The sequence below is a fragment of the Sporomusaceae bacterium ACPt genome, from assembly GCA_041428575.1.
Classification (GTDB): domain Bacteria; phylum Bacillota; class Negativicutes; order Sporomusales; family Sporomusaceae; genus Sporomusa_D; species Sporomusa_D carbonis.
On the sequence record CP155570.1, the window covers coordinates 283,552 to 303,332 of the forward strand.

The following is a 19,781-nucleotide window of genomic DNA, read 5'->3' on the forward strand; positions in this document are numbered from 1 at the left end:
GTGCAGCGGGATATTTTTGTGGCACATTAACTAAACGGCTCATAGTATGTAATAGTTATAGGTCCCAGGTAAGGAGGTAGTTGCAGGTGGACATTGAAGTAGGCGACCTGGTCATAAGGAAATCTCACGGCGGCGATATTGTTTTTAAAGTTGCTGATATCTTTGTTGATGATTCACAGCAAATCCACTGTGTGCTTAAGGGCTTGCACCTCAGACTCATGGCTGACTCACCGATAGATGATTTACAGCGAATTGATGCCGAACATCTTCGTAATGAGATTGTGCGCATGGAAACTATGTGTAATGATATACTCAGGCGGGTCATGGTACGCCGCAGCCGGGAACGTGAGCAAGTTGAGCTCAGACGCTCTGAGGCCACCAAAAAATTTACTTTTTTTGATTTACCCGGCAGGGTGCTGCACCTTGACGGAGATGAGGAATATCTTAAAATGTGCTTAAAAACATATGACCATCTTAATATTGACGCAGAGGGACGATGGGCAGAAGAAGCTAAGCAGGCTGATGTTGTTATGGACTTATTAGCGGAATTTAGGCCTGACATACTTATTCTCACCGGTCATGATGCCTTGACCGGTCTCGGTAAAAAAGATTTGAGTGATATCAATAATTATCGCAACTCCAAGCATTTTGTTGCAGCTGTGAAAAAGGCCCGGATATTTGAGCCGTCCCGGGATGATTTAGTCATATTTGCCGGGGCGTGTCAGTCTCATTTCGAAGCCATCCTGTCATCTGGGGCCAATTTCGCCAGCTCGCCCAACCGCATTTTCATTCATGCCTATGACCCGGTCTTTATTGCTGAAAAAGTGGCTTTTACTCCTATCAACAAGACTGTTAAGCAAATGCGAAAAAGCTACCCCTGTCTATGGGTGGCTAATGGCGAAACCAAAATTCGAAATCTTTTCCGAGGCGTTTAACGTGAACCTCTAATCCGTAGTGCAACAGAATTCTCCGTTTTTCTTCGGTAGTAGTTTCATTCAGCACGGACGCCGGTGAGATGGCTGGCCGTTTTTTTATTTTGTCCTGAACTTTTTGCAAGCCGGCCAGTTGCTCGGAAAGGGCAGTTACTTCTTTGGCGACGGTTGCAAGTTCGGCCTCAGCCGTAAGGGGGTCAAGCAGGTTGGCTTGATACCATTTTACAATATTGGCTTGTCTTTTTTTGGCATTTTCCTGGCGGAGAGTGAGTTCGGCAATTTTGCGGGAGTGGTCGGGTATAGTATCGGTAAGCAAATAGTCGCGCAGTACGGTCTCATCCTTTACTATATCCAGAACCGCTTGCCAGACTGCTTTTTCCAGCGTGTCAACCGGGATATACCGATTGGGGCAGCGTTCGGATTTAGAGCGGTATTGCGGGCTGCTTTTGGTAACACAACGGTAATAGCAGCGGATTTGCCCGGCATCACTCATATGGCTGACCACTAACCCCATGCCGCAGACGCCGCAACGAATGATACCCTGAAGGAGATAATCCCGCCTGGTATTTCGCCTTGATAACTCAGCATTATGCTTCACTATTTGCTGGGCTTTTTCCCAGGTTTCGCGGGAAATAATGGCCGGAACCGGAATAGGTATCCAGTCAGCCTTAGGGCGCTTAACGGTTTTCCGGCAGTATTGCCCGGTCTTAGTTGTGCTGATCTGTCCCGAATAAGCTGTGCCACAGTATAATTCCTTGGTCAGGATACGATAGACAGCCATGGGATTGAAAGGTTTGCCATTGCGGTTTACAATGCCTTTTGCGGCTAACTTGGAGGCTATCTGGGGACTGCCCCAATGATTGATAAGACACATGTCATATATTAATCTTACAACAGCGGCCTCATGCTCATTAATGGTATAAATAGATTTTTCGGCGTCCCAGCCAAAACCATACGGCTTATTATTAATAGGAATTTTGCCTTGTCTGGCTTTGGTTCGTTTACCGCGCAGCGTCCGTTCTCGGATCTTGGCTTTTTCAAATGCGCTGATAGCGCCGCGGATACTAAAAAATAGCCGGCCTTCGGGCGAGCAGTCATAATCGCCGGTGACAAACAGCACCTGTGCTCCCGCCTTCTCAATTTCGTCGGCGATAAGTAACTGGTTAGTAAGATTACGGCTAAGACGGTCCGGGTCATAAACGGCGATAGTTTTAATGAGACCTTGCATTAGGTCTTCCCGTAGGCGCTTGAGTGCGGGCCGGTCCAGGAATTCGCCGCTGTACCCATTGTCGATATATTCCTGGATGTTGGTAAGGCCCAAGCTTTGAAGTTTCAGGCGACACTGGCTGACCTGGTCGCTGAGGGAATAGCCGGACCTGGCTTGCTCATCAGTCGAAACACGGGCGTAGATGGCGTTCATAACTGCCTCCTGGTCAGTGTTGTTAAAGTATGGGCTGTTCTCAGAAAGAAGACAAACGGTAACAGCATAAATTTTACTAGGGGGTGATATTGTTGCCGAAAGATTATCGGCCGAAGGTATTAAAACAACGCAAGCCGCGGGAATATGCCAAAGGAATATTCCTGGGCTGGGAGAGGAAAGCAACCCCCGGTGTAATCTATTCGCCGGGGCAAATTCCCCCGCATGAGGCGGAATTTTTAGCAAAGGTATGTATCAACGTACTCAAGCAACGAAAGTCTGAGCCGGAGGATTCCGGCCGGCGCCGGGGTGGACAAGCGGGCTGATGCTCGCAATACCGTCTACCAATTATAAATATTGTATGAGTGCCTGACTTTTTCAAATTCAGAGTACTGTAACAGCTCACTCACAGTGACAAATTCATAACCCTGCTGTCTTAAATTATCTATTACATATACGATTGCTTCCGGGGTAGGTAACGGATACTGACCGTCATGCATAAGAATAATACTTCCGGGTTTGATATTGTCCAATACTTCATTGACAACTTTTTGCATGGGCGGGCGTGCCCAATCATGAGGATCAATTGTCCAAAGAACAGTAGTATATCCTTTTTCTTCTGCCGTTTCTAATACTTTTTTATCAAAAAATCCTCCTGGAGGACGAAAAATCACTGGCTTAGGGGCCAATGCCATAATTATCTCTTCGGTCCGGCTCATTTCCTGTTCAACATTTTCTTTGGTCATCTCAGTTAAATGTTTATGACTGTAGCCATGATTACCAAGCTCGTGGCCGTCAGCTAATTCCCGTGCCAAAATTTGGGGGGAATTCTTAGCATTTACACCTAATATAAAGAAAGTTGCCCGTACCTGCTTTTCTTTTAATACATCAAGAATTTTGGGTGTGGTTTTATAATGGGGACCGTCATCAAATGTTAGGGCTACTACCTTGTGAGTTGTGGTTACGCTTTTAACAATATGATTTTTATACCATAATTCGAGGTTTACCTGATTTTGAGCAAGCAAGAGTAACGGTAAAACACAGCATAAGAAGAAAAACCACTGTCGCATGCATATCGCCACCTTAATTTATTACAATAATACTTATGTGCAATTTGGTGCAAGTATACCGCAAGGTAATATTCTTGCTCATTGTGGGAATACTAGCATCGGAGGTGAGATAGTTATGATGAACGCGCTCTGGTTTTTAATTATTGGCGCGGTTGCCGGTTGGGCAGCAGGAAAACTGATGCGCGGCCATGGTTTTGGAATTTGGGTTGATATTATTGTAGGAATAGTTGGCGCCTATGTCGGTGGATTTGCGTTAAGGCTGCTGGGTTTTGCCGCTTATGGCACAATCGGTGAGCTTATTACCAGTATAATCGGAGCTGTAATACTGCTCTGGGTTGTACGGTTGTTTAGCGGTAATACGGTAGAAAGTAAGTAATTTTCACATTTAGCTAACAGCCATTAACAAGACTGTAGATGTCAGTGATGCCATTACGGCTTCAGTGACCGGCATTGACGGAGTAGGTGGGCTTGAGACCAGAGGCAAGTTCCGGCTCGGGATGCCCAAAACCCCAATAAATAAATAAGAATTTTAAATACGCCCTGAGTGGGGCGTTTTTTATTCTGACAGAAAATAACTCTCTGCCAGGATAAGGGCAACATCGGCTTCCGCTTTCGCCCAAAGGCTTGGCGCAAGCCGTGTTTTCTTTATTGAGAATTTATTGGCCGCGACAGGGACGGGGGAAGGGTATAGCGAATTATATTGGTGTAATTTGGGTGGCGGAGGCGTTGGTGTGGAGGAAAACTATGAGCGGCAGGTTGACCGGATGGGCCGTAAATCTGCCGGGATTTTTTATACACCGCAATTTATCGTTGATTATATTCTTAATCAGACACTGGCGAGACATGATGTGCTTAGCCGTCCTGTGCCAAAAGTACTTGACCCGGCCTGCGGCACAGGTAATTTTCTATTAGCAGCGTATGACCTACTATGGGACAAGTTTAATGCCAATCTTGATGTACTGAGGATTCGGTACGCTGACAGGCAATATACCGTACGCAGTGGCAACACCATACAATTTCTTTCGGGCGAACAATACTGGCGACAGGAAAATCTCCATTACCATATTGTCAGCCAATGTTTACACGGGGCAGATATTGATGCTGACGCAGTCAATATTGCGAAAACGCGCTTGACAAACAAAAGCGTCAGCCCGCTGGCGCTCCACGATGCTCTTAATTTACTTATATGCGATAGCTTAACCAAATGGGAAGAAATTACTGCGGCTGGGCCAGGGGATCCTTTTAGTGGCAACCCCCATGCTTCTCTGGCCGGGTTTTGGCGGCAAAAGTATGATTATATTATTGGTAACCCGCCCTATATAAGTTTTGGTTTAAACCGGGTCGGCAAAATGGCTCCTGCTCAGGCTGAATATCTCAGAGTCCACTATCCGCATTCGGCTCAGTATAAGTTAAGTTATTACGCACTTTTTTTTGAACGAAGTATTACAGCTTTAAAACCCGGCGGCTATCTGGGGTTTATAACGCCTGACAGTTATCTATTAGGGCGTTATTATTCCAAAATCCGGGAATATATATTAGAAACATGTGAGGTACGGGAACTAACGCTGGTAAATAGTGATGTATTTCCGGGAGCTTTAGTAGGAATTCCGGTAATTACTGTCCTGCGAAAATGTGGAAAGGAGGGCTGCCGGCCAGTTGCCGCGGTAACGGTAAATAAACTAAGCAGTTCGGGGTTACTTTCAGCATCCCATCAATATGGACAAGACTACTTTGAACACCAGGTGTATAAGCGTTTTCGTCTGTTTTTTCATCCCTGTGATAAAGCGATCATTGACAAAATAGAGCAAGCGCCCTATATGTTGGGCCATATCGCTAAAATTCGTACAGGCATGCGCTCGCTTACAACTCAGTCTGATATTAAAAGTAAACGACAGCAAGGGGAGACGTGGAGAAAGGGCTTGGTATCGTCAGGGCAGGTATTGCCGTTTTGTGTTAAATACCAAGGTGATTGGCTTGATGTTAACCCGGCTAAACTTTATAAAGGCGGCTGGGATGCGGCTGTTATGGCCGGGCCTAAAATTTTTTTGCGGCAAACAGGTGATAGTCTAATTGCTACCATTGATAAGTCGGGGTTTTACCATCTGAATAATATTCATTCCCTGGCTGTTACTGGAACTGGCGTAAGTCTGGAATATTTGGTATGTATTCTTAACTCCACACTTATGAATTATTATTATCAGACTGTTACGTTAGAGAAAGGCCGGTCTATGGCCCAAGTGGATATTGAAATGCTGGAAAAACTACCGTTAATCATTGATAATAGCCGTACCGGGGAACTTGAACTCATGGGGGAGCGGCTCACTGAACTGGCAAGCACTGATGATCCGGCCATAATTACCGAATTTAACTCTTTATATAATGAAATGAATAAAACGGTGTATGAGATATATGGTCTTTCTGAGACCGAAATTATACATATTGAACAGGGTATCCACGGTGGTCTGTTCGCACGCCGGAGAACGAGAGGACGTCGTAGTTAGACGTCCTCTTTGTTACGTGCAAAATCATTGTTATTACTTGGGGCGGGCCTTAATATCTTTAGTTGGCGGCAAAACATTGGCAGCTTGCTTGTTGGTTAAGTTATCAGCGTCTTTTCCGCCGTACGGCCCCTGATGGGTTTGTGCTTCGCCAAAGGGGCCATGCGTGGATTTAAGGTTATTGTCATAAACGTTGCCCATAAAATCACCTCCTGCCGATAGTGTTTCCCAAATCAATGATTTCAGCAAGTGGCAATTTTAGTATGAGCAACCAACATTAAGCGGATAACCATTCATGTAGAAATTGCTAACAGTCTCTGAACAGGACTTTAGACAGTATGGTCGAATATTTACATAACATAGGACTGAATTATTAGTATAAACTAAGCACCAATTGCCAACGGTTCTATATCCAAACCAAAACTAGAAGGCAGGTTGATTTGGACATCATGAGAATTGGTAAATTTATTAGTAAAATTGTTTTCGGTGCAGTGATAATATCTCTGGTGACTACTTCATTTGGCGGGGCGTGGGCTACAGCCGCTTATGCGGCTCCGGCTGAAGAACAGGCAATTGAAGCTGGCGGCGGTAACAATGCGGTTGTTGGCGGATTACTGGTGCTTGGATTACTGGCAATGCTGTCTGGTGGTAAAAAAGGCGGTAACAGTGCGACACCGGCCAAAAGTACCGATACCTCTCAGCCCCAGACGACGACTACTACTCAGACCCAAACTACGACTCCTTCAATTACAAGTCCCCAATCTACAACTTCTCAATCGATAACTTCCAATTCAGCATCCTCCGGTCTCACTACTGACGAATCCAAGGCATTTGACCTACTCAACGCCGACCGCCGGGCCAATGGCCTGCCGGCACTAAAAGTAAACATGAACTTGGTGCGCCTGGCTGGAAACTATGGTCAAGATATGATTAACCGTAACTATTTCTCTCACTACAATCCTGAAGGTCAGTCGCCGTTTGAGCGGATGCGTCAGGCTGGCATCAGCTACCGTTACGCTGGCGAGAACTTGGCTATAAACAGTAGTGTAACTGCTGCCGAAAAAGCATTTATGAACAGTCCTGGCCATCGTGCCAACATTTTAAATTCCAATTATACCGAAGTAGGCATTGGCGTTCGCTATGACGCGAATGGCAGGGTTTATGTAGTTCAAGAATTTATTGGTAAGTAATATCTATATGAAATCCAATAACGATTTTTTTCTAGGCGTGTTGTTAGTAACGCTCCACCGCTGGCGCTTGACTTACGTTTATACTAACAACACGCCTGTAAATCTTTATTGGATACTATATAAAAAAAAACCCGCAACTTTTAAGCGCGGGTTTTCTTTTTGATTTAAAACTACATACACTTAGGGCAAGCGCCGCGGTGTTGATGATAATCAAACTCACAACCACAGTACGGGCATACTTTATATAACCGGTAAGTGCAGATTTTATACAACTTGTAGTAGCATTTATACGTTTTCACACATTCTTTGGTAGGTTGGCATTTGATTTTAGGGGGACAGCTACACATATCTGTGTCACAGCAGTCATCCATCATTTCATACTTTTCTTGGTAACCGCATTTAGAATAATCGTCATCACATTTCCAGTAAGGGTACTTTTTATAGGGTTTCATTAACAACATAACCTCCTTATGATTATAAAGTAATTTTAATACCCGCAAATAGGGGGATGGGTATCTTGTTATATACTATGAACCATACGGAAAAATTGTTATGTTGTATATTACATAACAATTTGATTTTTTTAGTCAAAACCCGGCACATTACCAGCTTGTTTAACAAGATAATGTTAATTTTTACTTCATATGATTTTATTTAAGTTATGTTTTACCAGGGGTAATCATAGTTATAAATTAGGATTTGCCTGCGTTAACAGGATTCAGATATATATTTTACCGTTTGCCATCTTTTGATTTTTTGTCACATAAAAATTAGAGCAGGCATATATATAACTAGAATATACAAAGGGGGGGGAATCTGCATGAACGATAGAGCCAATAACAAGTGCACCCTGGGTGAGCAAACAGGGCCTATTATTGTACGGCAAATAGTTGGAGAAAAAGAAAAACAGAAAGCGTTAGATATTCATGTGGTTGTTCCGGAGAGAAAACCGGCCATTGAGCAAATTGTTGATGTTTTTGTTAAGGATGTGGAAGTTGACAGCGTTGACGTCATTACCGATAAGGTTATTGTTCGCGGCGAGTTTGAAATAAAAGCCATTTACGTAGCCGATCTGCCTAACCAGCCTGTTCACGCTGTGGAAATCAAACACTACAAATGGACTCAAGATATTGATATTCCCGGAGCCAGAAGAGGTATGGATGCTGAGGCCAGCGTAACTGTCGAGTTTGTTGACTATGATGTTGAAGACCACCACCGCGCATACAAGTATAAAAATTTTGAGCCTGTTTGTGACGATGATGAGGACGATAACAACTGCGATGATCATGATCATGATCATGATCATGATGGCTGCGACGGACATCACCACCACCACCATCGCCATTGCCGCGAATTTGACGTATCTGTAATCCTCAAAGTTACTGCCAAAGTTATGACCGACCGTGAAGTTACTCTCGGTATAGGAACTCTGCCGACTACACCAAAAGGATAAGTAGTGGCACCAGAGTATTAATAAAAGGGGGGGGAATAATGGACGATAAAACAAGAGTAGTTTCAGCTTCAACCGAGAGCTTATCCAAGACAACTGCTACTACCACCGGCTCGACTACTGTTGATAGTGCTGAACTGGTATGTGGCTGCCCCGAACCAGGTCCGGAAACAATCGAGGTTGAGCAAGTCTTAGGCGCCGAGATGTCTCAGCGGGTGGTTGAGCTTGATATGTTTGTTCCGGCGCAAAAGCCGGATATTGAGCAAGTTGTCGATGTATATGTCAAAGATGTAGAAATTACTAAAATTGATGTAATTCCACATAAAGTAATAGTACGCGGCGAACTCGAAGTAAAGGTAATGTATATAGCCGACCTGCCGGATCAACCGGTACACGCTTTTGAGAAAAAACATATCCGGTTTACCCGGGACATTGAGTTAGAAGGTGCCGAGCCGGATATGAAGGCGACTGCCGATGTTGCGGTAGAATTCGTTGATTATGATTTTCACAGACACCATAACCGGCGTAAAGTGCATATTACCATTGTACTTAAAGTTTGGGCCCGGGTGGTTACAACTACTCAACTTGACGTATATGCTTTAAGTCCGATCGATGAGGTCGGTTCGTTTGAAAATACCACGGCCAGTATGTCGAACTCAGACCATGCCAGTGCCAGCAGTTTTAGCGACGAAAGTGTTTCCGCATCCGAGACCGGCGGCGGGGGTATAGCAGGTTATGGCGAACAAAACGTCATTGTTACCGGTCCGGTTACTCCTACAGCCGGTACCGTTACGACTGTTAGTGGTACAGCTACAGTAACTGGTAATGTAGTTAATATCAGAACAGGGCCTGGTACTAACTTCCCAGTTGTTACCAAGGTTAAGAAGGGTGCAACTGTAACCATTAAAGAACAGGCCTTTGGCTGGTATAAGGTAGTATTGGCAGACGGTACTACCGGTTGGATTGCCAGTTGGCTGGTAGGAACTCCCAGCCAACCCAAAGGGTAAATAAATAACGGCCCAGGGATAGGTAAATCCCTGGGTATTATTTTAGTAAAAAAAATCCCGGTAGTTATTAAACTGCCGGGATTTCAGATGCTTTCAGAAAGGAGTTGGCCTAATGTTTCGGGCGGTAGAGTATATAGGACCGGTCGGGCTGGGCGCGACATCGCCGCAACTGTTCCGGGCTCAAACCACGAATGGTGAAACCAAAGTGTGTGTGGTCAAGTTGTCAATCAACCGTCTTGGTTCTAAAGTGCTGGTAAACGAATTGTTGGCGGCCAGGTTTGGTGATTGGCTGAAGTTATGTTTTCCCCCGGGAGGGATTATTCATATACCGCCGGAAGTTATAAATACCAGCAAACGCCTGGTTGCGTCAGGAACATTGCCAGGCAGGCATTTTGCCTGTGAATATTTAAAAGGGGCCGGGTATGTAACCAAATATAATTTACACCGGGCAATAAACAAGGAGCAAATGGCCGGAGTTATGTTGTTTGACCATTTGTTCCACAATCCTGACCGCACTGAAAACCGGAGAAATTTATTGGTACGTAAGGAGCGGGACGGGTATAAGCTATATGCCATTGATAACTCCCATTTGTTCCGACGTGGCAAGTGGACAATTGACATGCTTGCAAAACTGGCGGACAACATCACAATAAATCACCGCCGGGCTTATGGGGTGCTTTTAAAATACTATCTTAAACCTATAGATCTTTTTGCTTACGCTCATACTATCAAAAATATTCCGGATGTTGACCTTTCGCATCTGCTGGAAAGTATTCCGGAAGAATGGCTGCCTGATATGGCCGAGCGTCAGGCACTACTTGAATTTCTCATTGCCCGGCGTGATAAAGCCGATTGGGTTGCCGGCCAGGTAGCCGGCTTAATCCCTGATATAAACCGGAGTGCCAAGATTGACTAAAGCGAACAATTCCTCGGCGTTGGAATTGTGCATGCGGATACATCCATTTGAAACCATTTGGCCAATGAGCCAGGGAGCGTTAGTTCCATGCATGCCATAGGTATCATAATTCAGACCCATCCAGCGGGTGCCAAGAACGCCTCCGGGATTCATTATTTTTGTAGCTATAGCAAAGTTCCCAACAGGTGTTGGGGTTGACGGCTTGCCAATGGCTACAGGATATTGCCGGACAGGAGAATTGCCATCAAATAATGTCAAATGGCGCTGAGATTTTATAATAAGAATATTGGCCCTGGCTAGCCCAAAACTTGCTCTGTTGCCCCGGTAAACAGGATCTACGCTGGTGATAGTCGCAGGCTGGTTCTGACAGTAAGCAATAAGGCTTTCCCCTTCAGCCAATTTAATGGTTTTTAATCGTTCGGGGAGATATATCCTTCTAACATTCATAATATGCCAACCTCCGTTTCCAATTTATCTGCTTCATTATATTCGGTGGCAGCTTATTTGGTTAGTGCGACTGTGGTATAAAGTCTGAACATTTTTGGTAAAAATAGGAGTAAAGGTGGAAACAGGAGAAAGTAAAAGCTATGAGTGATAAATCAGCGGACAATAAATCTGGGCCGTCAGGCAGCCTGCTTATTATTGGCGGTAATGAGGATAAAACCGCCGAGTGCTTAGTATTGCGCAAATTCATTGAAATGGCCGGTGGCCGGGACAGCCGCATTGTTGTTATAGCTACCGCTACCGGGCAACCGCGGGCAGTTGGTAGCGAATATCAAGAGATATTTTCTTCACTGGGCGCGTATGAGGTTACAATTATGGCTATGGCCAACCGGGAGATAGCCAACCAAAGCCGGCAAGCGGAATTTATAAAAGACGCCAGTGGTATATTTTTTACTGGCGGCGACCAACTGCGTCTGACCAGTATTCTGGGCGGCTCGGCAGTTGATGCCGCTATTCGCATTGCTTTTGCAAAAGGGGCGGTTGTTGCCGGGACAAGTGCTGGTGCGGCTGTAATGAGTGAGACTATGATTATTGGGGGCAACTCCAAGGATGCTCCTAAAAAGTCGTCACTCAGCATGGCTCATGGCATGGGTTTTTTGAGCGAGGTAGTCATTGACCAGCATTTTGCCCAACGGGGGCGGATGAATCGCCTGCTGGCTGCTGTGGCGCAAAATCCGCATGTGCTCGGAGTCGGCATCGATGAAGATACGGCGTTAATAGTCGGTCCTGACCGGCGTTGTGAAGTAATAGGATCGCAGACTGTAACCATTATCGACGGCAAAAATATTATTTATTCCAATATATCGGAATCCAACCCGGGACAGCCGTTAGCTATATCCAACCTGCTGCTGCACATTCTGCCGGCAGGATTTGCCTTTGATTTAAACATTAGGTTACCGATTCAGCTTGATAACCACTAGGTTAGGAGGATTGATTATGCAACTGTTATCTACACGTTTTATTGCCGGACCCAATATTGATAGCTACCGCCCGGTTATTAAAGCAATACTTGATATTGGAATGTATGAGGAAATTGCCAGTAATGCCATAGTTGGCTTTATTCCCCGCTTATCGGCATTGTTGCCGGGGTTAAAGCAGCATGCTTGCTCCCGTGGGTATCCGGGGGGATTTATTGAACGCTTGCGCTCTGGCACTTATTTAGCGCATATTTTTGAACATGTAGCGCTCGAACTCCAGGCGTTAGCTGGTGAAGAATATGCTGCAACCTTTGGCAAAACGCGGGGGGCCGGCAGGCCCGGAGTGTATAGCGTAGTTTTTGGCTGTAAATCAGGTCCGGTCGGATTGGCAGCTGCTGACGGTGCCTACCGGTTGTTGTTGGCCGTATTAGCTGGAGAGGAGTTCAATGTTCCTGAACTCATTGCTATGTTAAAAAGAGTTGGCGAAGACGTTAAAATGGGCCCAAGCACTCAGGCGGTATACAACGCTGCAAAAAGGCGTGGTATTCCGATTTTACGACCTGATTATGAAACTAATTTTCTCATTCTTGGTTATGGCGCCAAACAACAGCGGGTGTGGGCGACCATCACCGGCAGGACAAGCTCGGTAGCTGTTGATTTAGCTGGAGATAAGTTTCTTACCAACAAAATGTTGCAGCAAAACGGCATTCCTGTACCGTATGGAACTGTGGTTACAAGTCTGGATCAAGCTCTGGAAGCTTTTGCCGCAATAGGTCCCCCGGTCGTTGTGAAACCTGTCGGGGGCAATCAGGGTAAAGGAGTTACGCTAAACATTTTAGACCAGGCCGGACTTGAACGGGCTTTTATACTGGCTGCCCGGTATGATGAGCAAGTGTTGGTGGAAGAGTATATAACAGGTCGCCAATACCGGTTGTGTATTGTTAACGGCAAGCTGGCTGCAGGTGCCGAGCGGATACCGGCTCATGTTACCGGCGATGGCGTGCATAGTATTGAGGAATTAGTTGAGATTGCCAATCTAAATCCAGCGCGCGGTCGCGGTCACAGTCGTGCTCTAACTCAGCTCGAGCTGGATGATACTGCTTTGGCGGTATTGGCCAGACAAAAGCTATTGCCCCAGTCTGTACCTAATGCCGGTAAAATTGTATATGTCCGTGACAACGCTAACTTAAGCGCCGGTGCTACCGCCGCCGATATTACCGATAAGATACATCCCGATACTGTGAAGCTGGTCGAACGGGCTGTACGGTTAATTGGACTTGATATTGCCGGGGTTGACGTTGTTGTTCCGGATATTTCCCAGCCGGTAACGACTGGTTTTGGCGCCATAATTGAGGTTAATGCCGCTCCCGGTATTAGGATGCACCTGTATCCGAGCGCCGGAACACCGCGTGATGTTGGCGCTGCTATTGTTGACTACCTATTTCCCGGAGGGGCTGACGGTCGGATACCCATAGTGGCAATAACCGGGACTAACGGCAAAACAACAGTAACCAGGCTTATAGCTCATATCTTCCGCAAGGCCGGTTATAAAACAGGAATGACGACATCTGACGGTATTTATGTTAATCAGGATTGTATCGCCGCCGGCGACACCACCGGTCCAGCCAGCGCGGCCATGGTATTGGCCGATCCAACGGTTGAGGCCGCTGTACTTGAAGTAGCGCGCGGGGGCATCATCAGAGGCGGACTTGGCTATGACTTTGCCGATGTCGGAATAATTACCAATATTACCGAAGATCATATTGGACAAGACGGTGTTGAAGATCTCGACGACTTGGCCTACATTAAGTCCCTGGTTATTGAGGCAGTACGTCCCGGCGGGACTGTAATCCTCAATGCTGATGACCGGCGGGTAACGGCCCTTAAGTCGCGGACTAAGGCTGAAATCGTACAAATTAGCACCAATCCTGACAATATCGCCGTTCGCCGCCATTTAGGCGAAGGGGGTAAGGCCTGTTTTGTCAAAAACGGCACTATTTATGTGGCGAATGGTCAAACAGAGCAGGCAATCATTGACATCGTTGATATTCCGCTAACACTGGGCGGTATTGCCGAGCATAATATTCAAAACGCCGTTATCGCTGTTGCTGCGTGTTTTAGCCAAGGTATTTCACTGTCCGTTATCCGCCAAGGTCTAAAAAGTTTCAATAATAATCCCGGCCGGCTCATGCTGATCGATATAGGCAAATTCCGGGTATGTGTCGACTATGCCCACAATCCTGCCGGCTGCCAGGCATTGGTAAATACATTGCGCCAGCTCAACCCCGGCAGACTGGTTGGCGTAATTGCCGCGCCGGGTGACCGGCGTGATGATGTGATCATCAGTCTCGGGCGGGTAGCCGGACAAGGGTTTGACGTTATCTACATCAAGGAGGACCATGACCTGCGCGGTCGGCGACCGGGCGAGACGGCGGCTCTTTTGGCCTGCGGCGCGACGGAAGCAGGTTTCGCTCCTGAACGGATTATAACAATACTTGATGAACGCCAAGCTGTGGTTGTCGCATTAAAGCAGGCCAAACCCGGTGATTTAATCGCAATTTTTTATGAAAAGTATAGTGTCGTGATGGATGCGATAACAACTTTCCGTAGTGCTGCTCAAGCGGTTAGCGATAAGCAGAATGCTGAATATCAAGAGTTGGTGGTAGCCGGGGTACGTATGGAAAGGTAAAAAATTCTGAATTGTAAATTGGCAGTTGCAGGCAAATACCTCAACAGGTAGAATATAATTTATAAGAATCTATGTGGAGGTGTTCCGGGATGGAAATGAACAACATAACGGCCGACCAGGAACTGCAACTGGTTATTTTCCGTTTGGCAAAAGAAGAATATGGACTGCCGATTACTAAGGTACAAGAGATAAACCGCCTGGTGCCAATAACAAAACTGCCGCAAACTCCGGCATTTATGGAGGGAATTATAAATTTACGCGGTCGGATTATCCCGGTAGTGGATCTTAGAAAACGTTTCCAACTCAAAGTCTCTGACCATAATGACGATAGCCGCATTATCATCGTTGAAGTAAATGGTCAGACAGTGGGGATTATTGTAGATGCTGTTAACGAGGTAGTACGGCTGTCATCAGCCAGTGTTGAACCACCGCCTCCGACGTTTATTTTGGATGCCAAATATATTCATGGCGTAGGTAAACTTGAGGACCGTTTACTCATCTTACTTGATATCGACCAGATTCTGACTTCGCAAGAGACTATTGCTTTAAGGCAACTAAACGTATAAAAGGCTCTGTATGCTAACACTTAACGCTTATGCCAAAATCAACTTGGCGCTTGATGTTCTTTATAAACGCCCTGACGGCTACCACGAGGTAGCGATGATTATGCAAGCCATTAGTCTTTCTGACACCGTAACTTTGACCAGACAGCCGGAAGATATTGAGCTTAGCGTCAATATACGGGGATTGGCTGCAGATGCCAGCAATTTGGCTTACCGCGCCGCCGCATTGCTCAGGGATTATGCAAAGACAGCGCAAGGCGTTCATATTAAGCTGGACAAGCGCATCCCGCTGGCGGCAGGGTTGGCTGGCGGCAGCGCAGATGCTGCTGCTGTGCTCAAGGGACTTAATCTCTTGTGGGAACTTAATCTTGACATGGAAGAGCTTAGCAAGCTGGCGGCCAAACTTGGTTCAGATGTGCCGTTCTGCCTGTATGGGGGCACGATGTTGGCTACTGGACGCGGGGAGAAGGTAGCGCCGCTTTCGCCGCTCCCTTCTTGTTATGTGATATTGGCCAAGCCGGCAGTCGAAGTTCCGACTGCGTGGGTGTATGGGCAATTCAAAGCAGATAAAGCCTTAGCCCGGCCTGATATTGCTGTTATACGGCAATATCTCGAACTGGGGGATTTGGCCGGAGTTGCCAAGCGTATGGTCAATGTGTTGGAAAGCGTAACCATTCCAGCCTATCCGGAAATTGCCAGAATTAAGGAATTTATGTTGGAATATGGAGCTATGGCCGCGTTGATGTCAGGCAGCGGGCCAACAGTGTTTGGCCTGACAGAAAGCCTTGAACAGGCGGAAACTGTTGCGGGCCGCCTAAAAGCCCGAGGTGTACCGGAAATATTTATAGCAGAAACCGTTTCAGAGGTGGAGTGATTGTGGAGAGACGATTAGTACCTATTAAATTAGACAGCTATAAGCCGCTCAGAGAAGTGGTAGCCGAGACGCTGAGAGAAGCCATCGTCAACGGTGTTTTAAAACCAGGCGAGAGGCTGATGGAAATTCAACTGGCTGAAGAATTGGGTGTTAGCCGGACGCCGGTACGGGAAGCCATCCGTAAGCTTGAACTTGAAGGTTTTGTTGTTATGATTCCGCGTCGTGGCACGTATGTGGCTGATTTGTCAATTAAAGATATTAACGAAGTATATGAAATCCGGACTGCGCTTGATGTTTTGGCTGCTGGACTGGCCGTTGAGCGCATTACCGAAGATGAATTAGAACAACTTGAGCGATTGTTAGTGGAAATCGGAGAGCTTATCGGCGGAGGCGATACCGATAAGATTGTTGAAATTGACAGTCAATTCCATGACGTTTTATATCGGGCCAGTCGCAATGACCGGTTGGTAGGCATCATTAATAATCTCCGCGAACAGTTTACCCGTTTCCGGTCAATCTCGATCCAATATCCGGGCCGGATGGAAAAAAGTATCGAGGAACACCGGCGGCTTGTTGAGGCTATAGCCAGCCGCGATACCGAATTGGCTCAGCAGATAGCCCGGGAACATATGGAAAATTCTGAACAAACGCTGCTGCAAGACTTGAACGAACGTCGTCAGATATAGACTTCAAAGGAGTGTACATAATGTATGATGCCATAATCCTGGCTGGTGGTGAAAACAGCAGGAACCTGAACCACTATACATCCCAGCCCTATGAAGCCATGATTGAAATTGCCGGTAAGCCAATGGTTGAGTTTGTGGCTGAGGCTCTTGCCGCCACTCCGCATGTCGCCCGGATTTTCGTGGCTGGTCCGGCCCGAGAATTGGCCAAATGCGCTTTTCCCCAAAATGTGATCATCGTAGACGGCGGACAGACAATCATGGAAACGATTAGCTTGGGGATGAGGGCATTAGGACATGAAAATTTGACCTTAGTAGTGACTGCCGATATTCCGCTATTAACAGCGGCGGCTATTAATGATTTTTTGGCCCAGTGTGCGGGAGTAGAGGCGGACTTGTATTATCCCATAGTTACTCGCTCAGATCATGAACGCCGGTTTCCGGGCAACAAACGCACTTATGTGCGTCTTAAAGAAGGAACTTTTACCGGTGGCAACATTTTTTTGGTTAATCCTAAAATCGTACCTCAGTGTATGCAAGTGGCCGAACGTATTTTTGACAACCGTAAGAATCCTTTTAAACTATGCTGTTTACTAGGGTGGACTTTTGTAGTTCAGTTTGTTTTGGGGACACTTAAGCTAAAACAAGTGGAAAAGCGGGTTGGAGATATACTGGGACTTAAAGGTGCTGTTATCCGCTCGCAGTACGCTGAACTTGGCATTGATGTAGATAAACCGAGCGATCTGGAGTTAGTGCGAAACTGTTTTACACAAGGCTATTAATGTACGCGTATACGCGGCGGTAAGCCGCGTATTATTTATTTTTATTTCTAAAGTGGCAGGAATTGCGGCATCTGTAGAGAATGTGAATAAAAAAATATAATTAGGAGAAAATATTCGGTATTTCCCTGACTATGGAGGAAGTAGGCATGGATAAAGTACGGAAAATGGAACGGGTAGCCGCTTTGACCAAGCTGCTTGCAGATCGACCTCGCCATTTGTTTTCGCTCACATATTTCAGTGAGCTATTTAACGCTGCTAAATCAACCATCTGTGAAGATTTAAACACCATAAGAGAAACTATGGTCCACTTCGGATTAGGGACTATTGAGACCGTTGCCGGTGCGGCAGGTGGCGTTCGCTTTATTCCCGGTCTGTCGGGGCGGGAGGCCGACAAACTGCTGAGTGATTTGGCCCGGCGTCTGGCTGAACCTGACCGGATCATTCCCGGTGGTTTTTTATACATGTCAGATTTGTTGTTTACCCCGCATTTGATGGTCAAGGTTGGCGAAGTGTTTATGGAGAGATTGGCCCATTTGTCGCCTGATTATATAGTAACGGTTGAAACTAAAGGTATTCCATTGGCGTTCATGACCGCCCGCGCTTTTGATCTGCCGCTTATTACCGTGCGGCGAGGCAGTAAAGTAACAGAAGGTTCGGCTGTTGGTATTAACTACGTAACCGGATCGTCAAAACGCATTCAGACTATGTCGCTGCCGAAGCGGGCGCTTCCTGCCGGGGCCAGAGTCCTGATTATTGACGATTTTATGAAAGCAGGCGGCACAGCACGCGGCATGGTTGATCTGGCTCAGGAAGTGGGGGCCGAGGTATGCGGCATCGGTGTATTAGTGGCAACAGCCCAGCCCGAGCATAAATTGGTGGATGACTATTTGGCGCTGCTTATTTTACATGACGTAGATGAACATACTAAGGTAACAGACATACGGCCGGTATTAACAACCGGCTAAAAGGAGGAGGCGGCAAAGTGTCTGACACTAAAAACAGCGTCACGCTGTCCGACATTGAAACAGCCCGGGAGGCCTTAGCCGGCATTGTCCACCATACTACTTTGGATAGAAGCAGTACCTTCAGCTCTTTGACAGGTAATGAAGTTTATTTAAAGCTGGAAAATATGCAAAAGACCGGATCATTTAAAATCCGGGGCGCTTACAATAAAATACACACTCTAACCCCGGAAGAAAAGGCAAACGGGGTTATTGCCGCGTCGGCCGGTAACCATGCCCAAGGGGTGGCCTATGGTGCGAGTCGGGCAGGAATTAAATCGACGATTGTAATGCCGGAGATTGCGCCATTGGCGAAAATTACGGCTACCCGGGGTTATGGGGCTGAGGTGGTGCTGGCAGGGGCGGTCTACGACGAAGCCTATAATAAAGCGGTAGAAATTCAGGCTGAGACCGGCCAGACGTTTATCCATGCCTTCAACGACCCGGCTGTTATTGCCGGACAGGGTACAATTGGTCTTGAGATACTGCAAGACTTGGAAGATGTTGCCGCCATTGTCACGCCTATTGGCGGCGGGGGCTTGATTGCCGGCATTGCTGTGGCAGTAAAAGAACTAGCGCCTCATGTTAAGATTTACGGGGTGCAGGCCCAAGGTGCTCCGGCAATGTATATGTCCAAGCGGGCACACATTTTGAAGACAACTAAAGACGCCGAGACTTTTGCCGATGGTATTGCCGTTAAAGTCCCTGGCGATATAACTTTTACCCTTATTGATAAATATGTCGATGATATTGTGGTGGTTGATGACGAGGCCATTGCCGGCACAATTCTGATGCTGTTAGAACGGGCCAAACTAATGGTGGAAGGAGCAGGGGCAATTAGTCTTACAGCTATTTTACATGACAAAATTCCGGCCAAAGGTAAAATTGTCAGCGTTATTTCCGGCGGCAATGTCGACGTTAATTTTATTTCCCGCATTATCGAACGTGGTTTGGTTAAGGCCGGACGCCGGGTGCGGTTGTCAACTGTTGTGGTAGACAGGCCAGGCAGCCTGCAGCGTCTCTTAGCCATCATTGCTCATTTGCAGGCCAACGTACTCTATGTTTCACACGACCGGGTAGAGAAGCATGTGCCGCTAGGCCAGGCCGTAGTTGAAATTGGTTTGGAAACCAGGGATGTTCTCCACACTGACCACATACTGGCTTCGCTTCGCCATGAAGGATATAAGGTGGAAATTATTTGAATTGTCTGCATAAAATATACAAAAGGTTATTTTATCCGATAACCTGATACATTTTAAAGGAATTTAAAAGTTTATGTCGAAGGGAT

At 46.4% G+C, this 19,781-nt stretch carries 21 protein-coding genes; 17 read left to right on the plus strand and 4 right to left on the minus strand.

Going from position 1 to position 19,781, the window contains the following annotated elements:
* The first annotated feature begins 86 nt into the window (after nucleotides 1-86).
* On the plus strand, nucleotides 87-935 hold the full coding sequence (gene yabG / locus SCACP_RS01245) for a sporulation peptidase YabG (RefSeq protein ID WP_425059644.1): 849 nt from the start codon (nucleotides 87-89) through the stop codon (nucleotides 933-935).
* Here yabG and SCACP_RS01250 read toward each other — a convergent pair.
* On the minus strand, nucleotides 892-2,352 hold the full coding sequence (locus SCACP_RS01250) for a recombinase family protein (protein ID WP_425059645.1): 1,461 nt from the start codon (nucleotides 2,350-2,352) through the stop codon (nucleotides 892-894). The genes yabG and SCACP_RS01250 overlap by 44 nt on opposite strands.
* A gap of 92 nt (nucleotides 2,353-2,444) precedes the next feature.
* Between SCACP_RS01250 and SCACP_RS01255 the strand changes: the two genes are divergently transcribed.
* Nucleotides 2,445-2,675, plus strand: a complete 231-nt coding sequence (locus SCACP_RS01255; RefSeq protein WP_425059646.1) for a hypothetical protein — start codon at nucleotides 2,445-2,447, stop codon at nucleotides 2,673-2,675.
* Between the two features lie 15 nt (nucleotides 2,676-2,690).
* On the opposite strand, the gene SCACP_RS01260 is transcribed toward SCACP_RS01255, so the two are convergent.
* Entirely contained in the window at nucleotides 2,691-3,419 is a 729-nt protein-coding gene (locus SCACP_RS01260; protein ID WP_425059647.1) for a polysaccharide deacetylase family protein, read from the minus strand.
* A gap of 118 nt (nucleotides 3,420-3,537) precedes the next feature.
* Between SCACP_RS01260 and SCACP_RS01265 the strand changes: the two genes are divergently transcribed.
* From SCACP_RS01265 to SCACP_RS01275, 3 genes are all read left to right on the plus strand, one after another.
* Complete coding sequence (locus SCACP_RS01265; protein WP_425061293.1) at nucleotides 3,538-3,795, plus strand: GlsB/YeaQ/YmgE family stress response membrane protein; 258 nt, start codon at nucleotides 3,538-3,540, stop codon at nucleotides 3,793-3,795.
* Between the two features lie 22 nt (nucleotides 3,796-3,817).
* Complete coding sequence (locus SCACP_RS01270; protein WP_425061294.1) at nucleotides 3,818-3,943, plus strand: sporulation peptidase YabG; 126 nt, start codon at nucleotides 3,818-3,820, stop codon at nucleotides 3,941-3,943.
* A gap of 207 nt (nucleotides 3,944-4,150) precedes the next feature.
* Nucleotides 4,151-5,920 carry an Eco57I restriction-modification methylase domain-containing protein gene (locus SCACP_RS01275; protein ID WP_425059648.1) on the plus strand — a complete coding sequence of 590 codons (1,770 nt, stop codon included), beginning with the start codon at nucleotides 4,151-4,153 and terminating at the stop codon, nucleotides 5,918-5,920.
* Nucleotides 5,921-5,953: 33 nt separating this feature from the next.
* On the opposite strand, the gene SCACP_RS01280 is transcribed toward SCACP_RS01275, so the two are convergent.
* Nucleotides 5,954-6,118: a hypothetical protein gene (locus SCACP_RS01280; RefSeq protein WP_425059649.1), complete on the minus strand. Its 165-nt coding sequence runs from the start codon at nucleotides 6,116-6,118 to the stop codon at nucleotides 5,954-5,956.
* A gap of 248 nt (nucleotides 6,119-6,366) precedes the next feature.
* Between SCACP_RS01280 and SCACP_RS01285 the strand changes: the two genes are divergently transcribed.
* The 4 genes from SCACP_RS01285 (at nucleotide 6,367) to SCACP_RS01300 (ending at nucleotide 10,480) form a co-directional block, all read left to right on the plus strand.
* Nucleotides 6,367-7,107 carry a CAP domain-containing protein gene (locus SCACP_RS01285; protein ID WP_425061295.1) on the plus strand — a complete coding sequence of 247 codons (741 nt, stop codon included), beginning with the start codon at nucleotides 6,367-6,369 and terminating at the stop codon, nucleotides 7,105-7,107.
* Nucleotides 7,108-7,927: 820 nt separating this feature from the next.
* On the plus strand, nucleotides 7,928-8,560 hold the full coding sequence (locus tag SCACP_RS01290; RefSeq protein WP_425059650.1) for a DUF3794 domain-containing protein: 633 nt from the start codon (nucleotides 7,928-7,930) through the stop codon (nucleotides 8,558-8,560).
* A gap of 38 nt (nucleotides 8,561-8,598) precedes the next feature.
* Complete coding sequence (locus SCACP_RS01295; RefSeq protein WP_425059651.1) at nucleotides 8,599-9,564, plus strand: SPOCS domain-containing protein; 966 nt, start codon at nucleotides 8,599-8,601, stop codon at nucleotides 9,562-9,564.
* Between the two features lie 112 nt (nucleotides 9,565-9,676).
* Nucleotides 9,677-10,480: a HipA family kinase gene (locus tag SCACP_RS01300; RefSeq protein ID WP_425059652.1), complete on the plus strand. Its 804-nt coding sequence runs from the start codon at nucleotides 9,677-9,679 to the stop codon at nucleotides 10,478-10,480.
* Here SCACP_RS01300 and SCACP_RS01305 read toward each other — a convergent pair.
* On the minus strand, nucleotides 10,442-10,927 hold the full coding sequence (locus SCACP_RS01305; protein ID WP_425059653.1) for a L,D-transpeptidase: 486 nt from the start codon (nucleotides 10,925-10,927) through the stop codon (nucleotides 10,442-10,444). The two genes, SCACP_RS01300 and SCACP_RS01305, sit on opposite strands and share 39 nt — an antisense overlap.
* Before the next feature lie 140 nt (nucleotides 10,928-11,067).
* Between SCACP_RS01305 and SCACP_RS01310 the strand changes: the two genes are divergently transcribed.
* The 8 genes from SCACP_RS01310 (at nucleotide 11,068) to ilvA (ending at nucleotide 19,695) form a co-directional block, all read left to right on the plus strand.
* A complete protein-coding gene (locus tag SCACP_RS01310) occupies nucleotides 11,068-11,904 on the plus strand; it encodes a cyanophycinase (protein ID WP_425059654.1) in 837 nt (278 codons plus the stop codon).
* 16 nt (nucleotides 11,905-11,920) lie between these two features.
* Nucleotides 11,921-14,590 carry a cyanophycin synthetase gene (gene cphA / locus SCACP_RS01315; RefSeq protein ID WP_425059655.1) on the plus strand — a complete coding sequence of 890 codons (2,670 nt, stop codon included), beginning with the start codon at nucleotides 11,921-11,923 and terminating at the stop codon, nucleotides 14,588-14,590.
* A gap of 89 nt (nucleotides 14,591-14,679) precedes the next feature.
* On the plus strand, nucleotides 14,680-15,156 hold the full coding sequence (locus SCACP_RS01320; RefSeq protein ID WP_425059656.1) for a chemotaxis protein CheW: 477 nt from the start codon (nucleotides 14,680-14,682) through the stop codon (nucleotides 15,154-15,156).
* Between the two features lie 10 nt (nucleotides 15,157-15,166).
* Nucleotides 15,167-16,027 carry a 4-(cytidine 5'-diphospho)-2-C-methyl-D-erythritol kinase gene (gene ispE, locus SCACP_RS01325; protein ID WP_425059657.1) on the plus strand — a complete coding sequence of 287 codons (861 nt, stop codon included), beginning with the start codon at nucleotides 15,167-15,169 and terminating at the stop codon, nucleotides 16,025-16,027.
* Nucleotides 16,028-16,029: 2 nt separating this feature from the next.
* Complete coding sequence (locus SCACP_RS01330) at nucleotides 16,030-16,713, plus strand: GntR family transcriptional regulator (protein ID WP_425059658.1); 684 nt, start codon at nucleotides 16,030-16,032, stop codon at nucleotides 16,711-16,713.
* 20 nt (nucleotides 16,714-16,733) lie between these two features.
* On the plus strand, nucleotides 16,734-17,492 hold the full coding sequence (locus SCACP_RS01335) for a nucleotidyltransferase family protein (RefSeq protein ID WP_425059659.1): 759 nt from the start codon (nucleotides 16,734-16,736) through the stop codon (nucleotides 17,490-17,492).
* A 146-nt stretch (nucleotides 17,493-17,638) separates the two neighbouring features.
* Nucleotides 17,639-18,457, plus strand: coding sequence for a pur operon repressor (gene purR / locus SCACP_RS01340; RefSeq protein ID WP_425059660.1), 819 nt, complete (start codon nucleotides 17,639-17,641; stop codon nucleotides 18,455-18,457).
* Between the two features lie 44 nt (nucleotides 18,458-18,501).
* Nucleotides 18,502-19,695 carry a threonine ammonia-lyase gene (gene ilvA / locus SCACP_RS01345; protein WP_425061296.1) on the plus strand — a complete coding sequence of 398 codons (1,194 nt, stop codon included), beginning with the start codon at nucleotides 18,502-18,504 and terminating at the stop codon, nucleotides 19,693-19,695.
* Nucleotides 19,696-19,781: the final 86 nt, after the last annotated feature.

Excerpts from the sequence above, each read along its gene's own strand:
- SCACP_RS01335 (WP_425059659.1), top strand. The coding sequence starts at position 16,734 with ATGTATGATGCCATAATCCTGGCTGGTGGTGAAAACAGCAGGAACCTG.
- SCACP_RS01250 (WP_425059645.1), bottom strand. The coding sequence starts at position 2,352 with ATGAACGCCATCTACGCCCGTGTTTCGACTGATGAGCAAGCCAGGTCC.
- SCACP_RS01295 (WP_425059651.1), top strand. The coding sequence starts at position 8,599 with ATGGACGATAAAACAAGAGTAGTTTCAGCTTCAACCGAGAGCTTATCC.
- SCACP_RS01305 (WP_425059653.1), bottom strand. The coding sequence starts at position 10,927 with ATGAATGTTAGAAGGATATATCTCCCCGAACGATTAAAAACCATTAAA.
- SCACP_RS01320 (WP_425059656.1), top strand. The coding sequence starts at position 14,680 with ATGGAAATGAACAACATAACGGCCGACCAGGAACTGCAACTGGTTATT.
- purR (WP_425059660.1), top strand. The coding sequence starts at position 17,639 with ATGGATAAAGTACGGAAAATGGAACGGGTAGCCGCTTTGACCAAGCTG.
- SCACP_RS01280 (WP_425059649.1), bottom strand. The coding sequence starts at position 6,118 with ATGGGCAACGTTTATGACAATAACCTTAAATCCACGCATGGCCCCTTT.
- SCACP_RS01265 (WP_425061293.1), top strand. The coding sequence starts at position 3,538 with ATGAACGCGCTCTGGTTTTTAATTATTGGCGCGGTTGCCGGTTGGGCA.
- SCACP_RS01290 (WP_425059650.1), top strand. The coding sequence starts at position 7,928 with ATGAACGATAGAGCCAATAACAAGTGCACCCTGGGTGAGCAAACAGGG.
- SCACP_RS01260 (WP_425059647.1), bottom strand. The coding sequence starts at position 3,419 with ATGCGACAGTGGTTTTTCTTCTTATGCTGTGTTTTACCGTTACTCTTG.
- SCACP_RS01310 (WP_425059654.1), top strand. The coding sequence starts at position 11,068 with ATGAGTGATAAATCAGCGGACAATAAATCTGGGCCGTCAGGCAGCCTG.
- cphA (WP_425059655.1), top strand. The coding sequence starts at position 11,921 with ATGCAACTGTTATCTACACGTTTTATTGCCGGACCCAATATTGATAGC.
- SCACP_RS01285 (WP_425061295.1), top strand. The coding sequence starts at position 6,367 with ATGAGAATTGGTAAATTTATTAGTAAAATTGTTTTCGGTGCAGTGATA.
- SCACP_RS01300 (WP_425059652.1), top strand. The coding sequence starts at position 9,677 with ATGTTTCGGGCGGTAGAGTATATAGGACCGGTCGGGCTGGGCGCGACA.
- ispE (WP_425059657.1), top strand. The coding sequence starts at position 15,167 with ATGCTAACACTTAACGCTTATGCCAAAATCAACTTGGCGCTTGATGTT.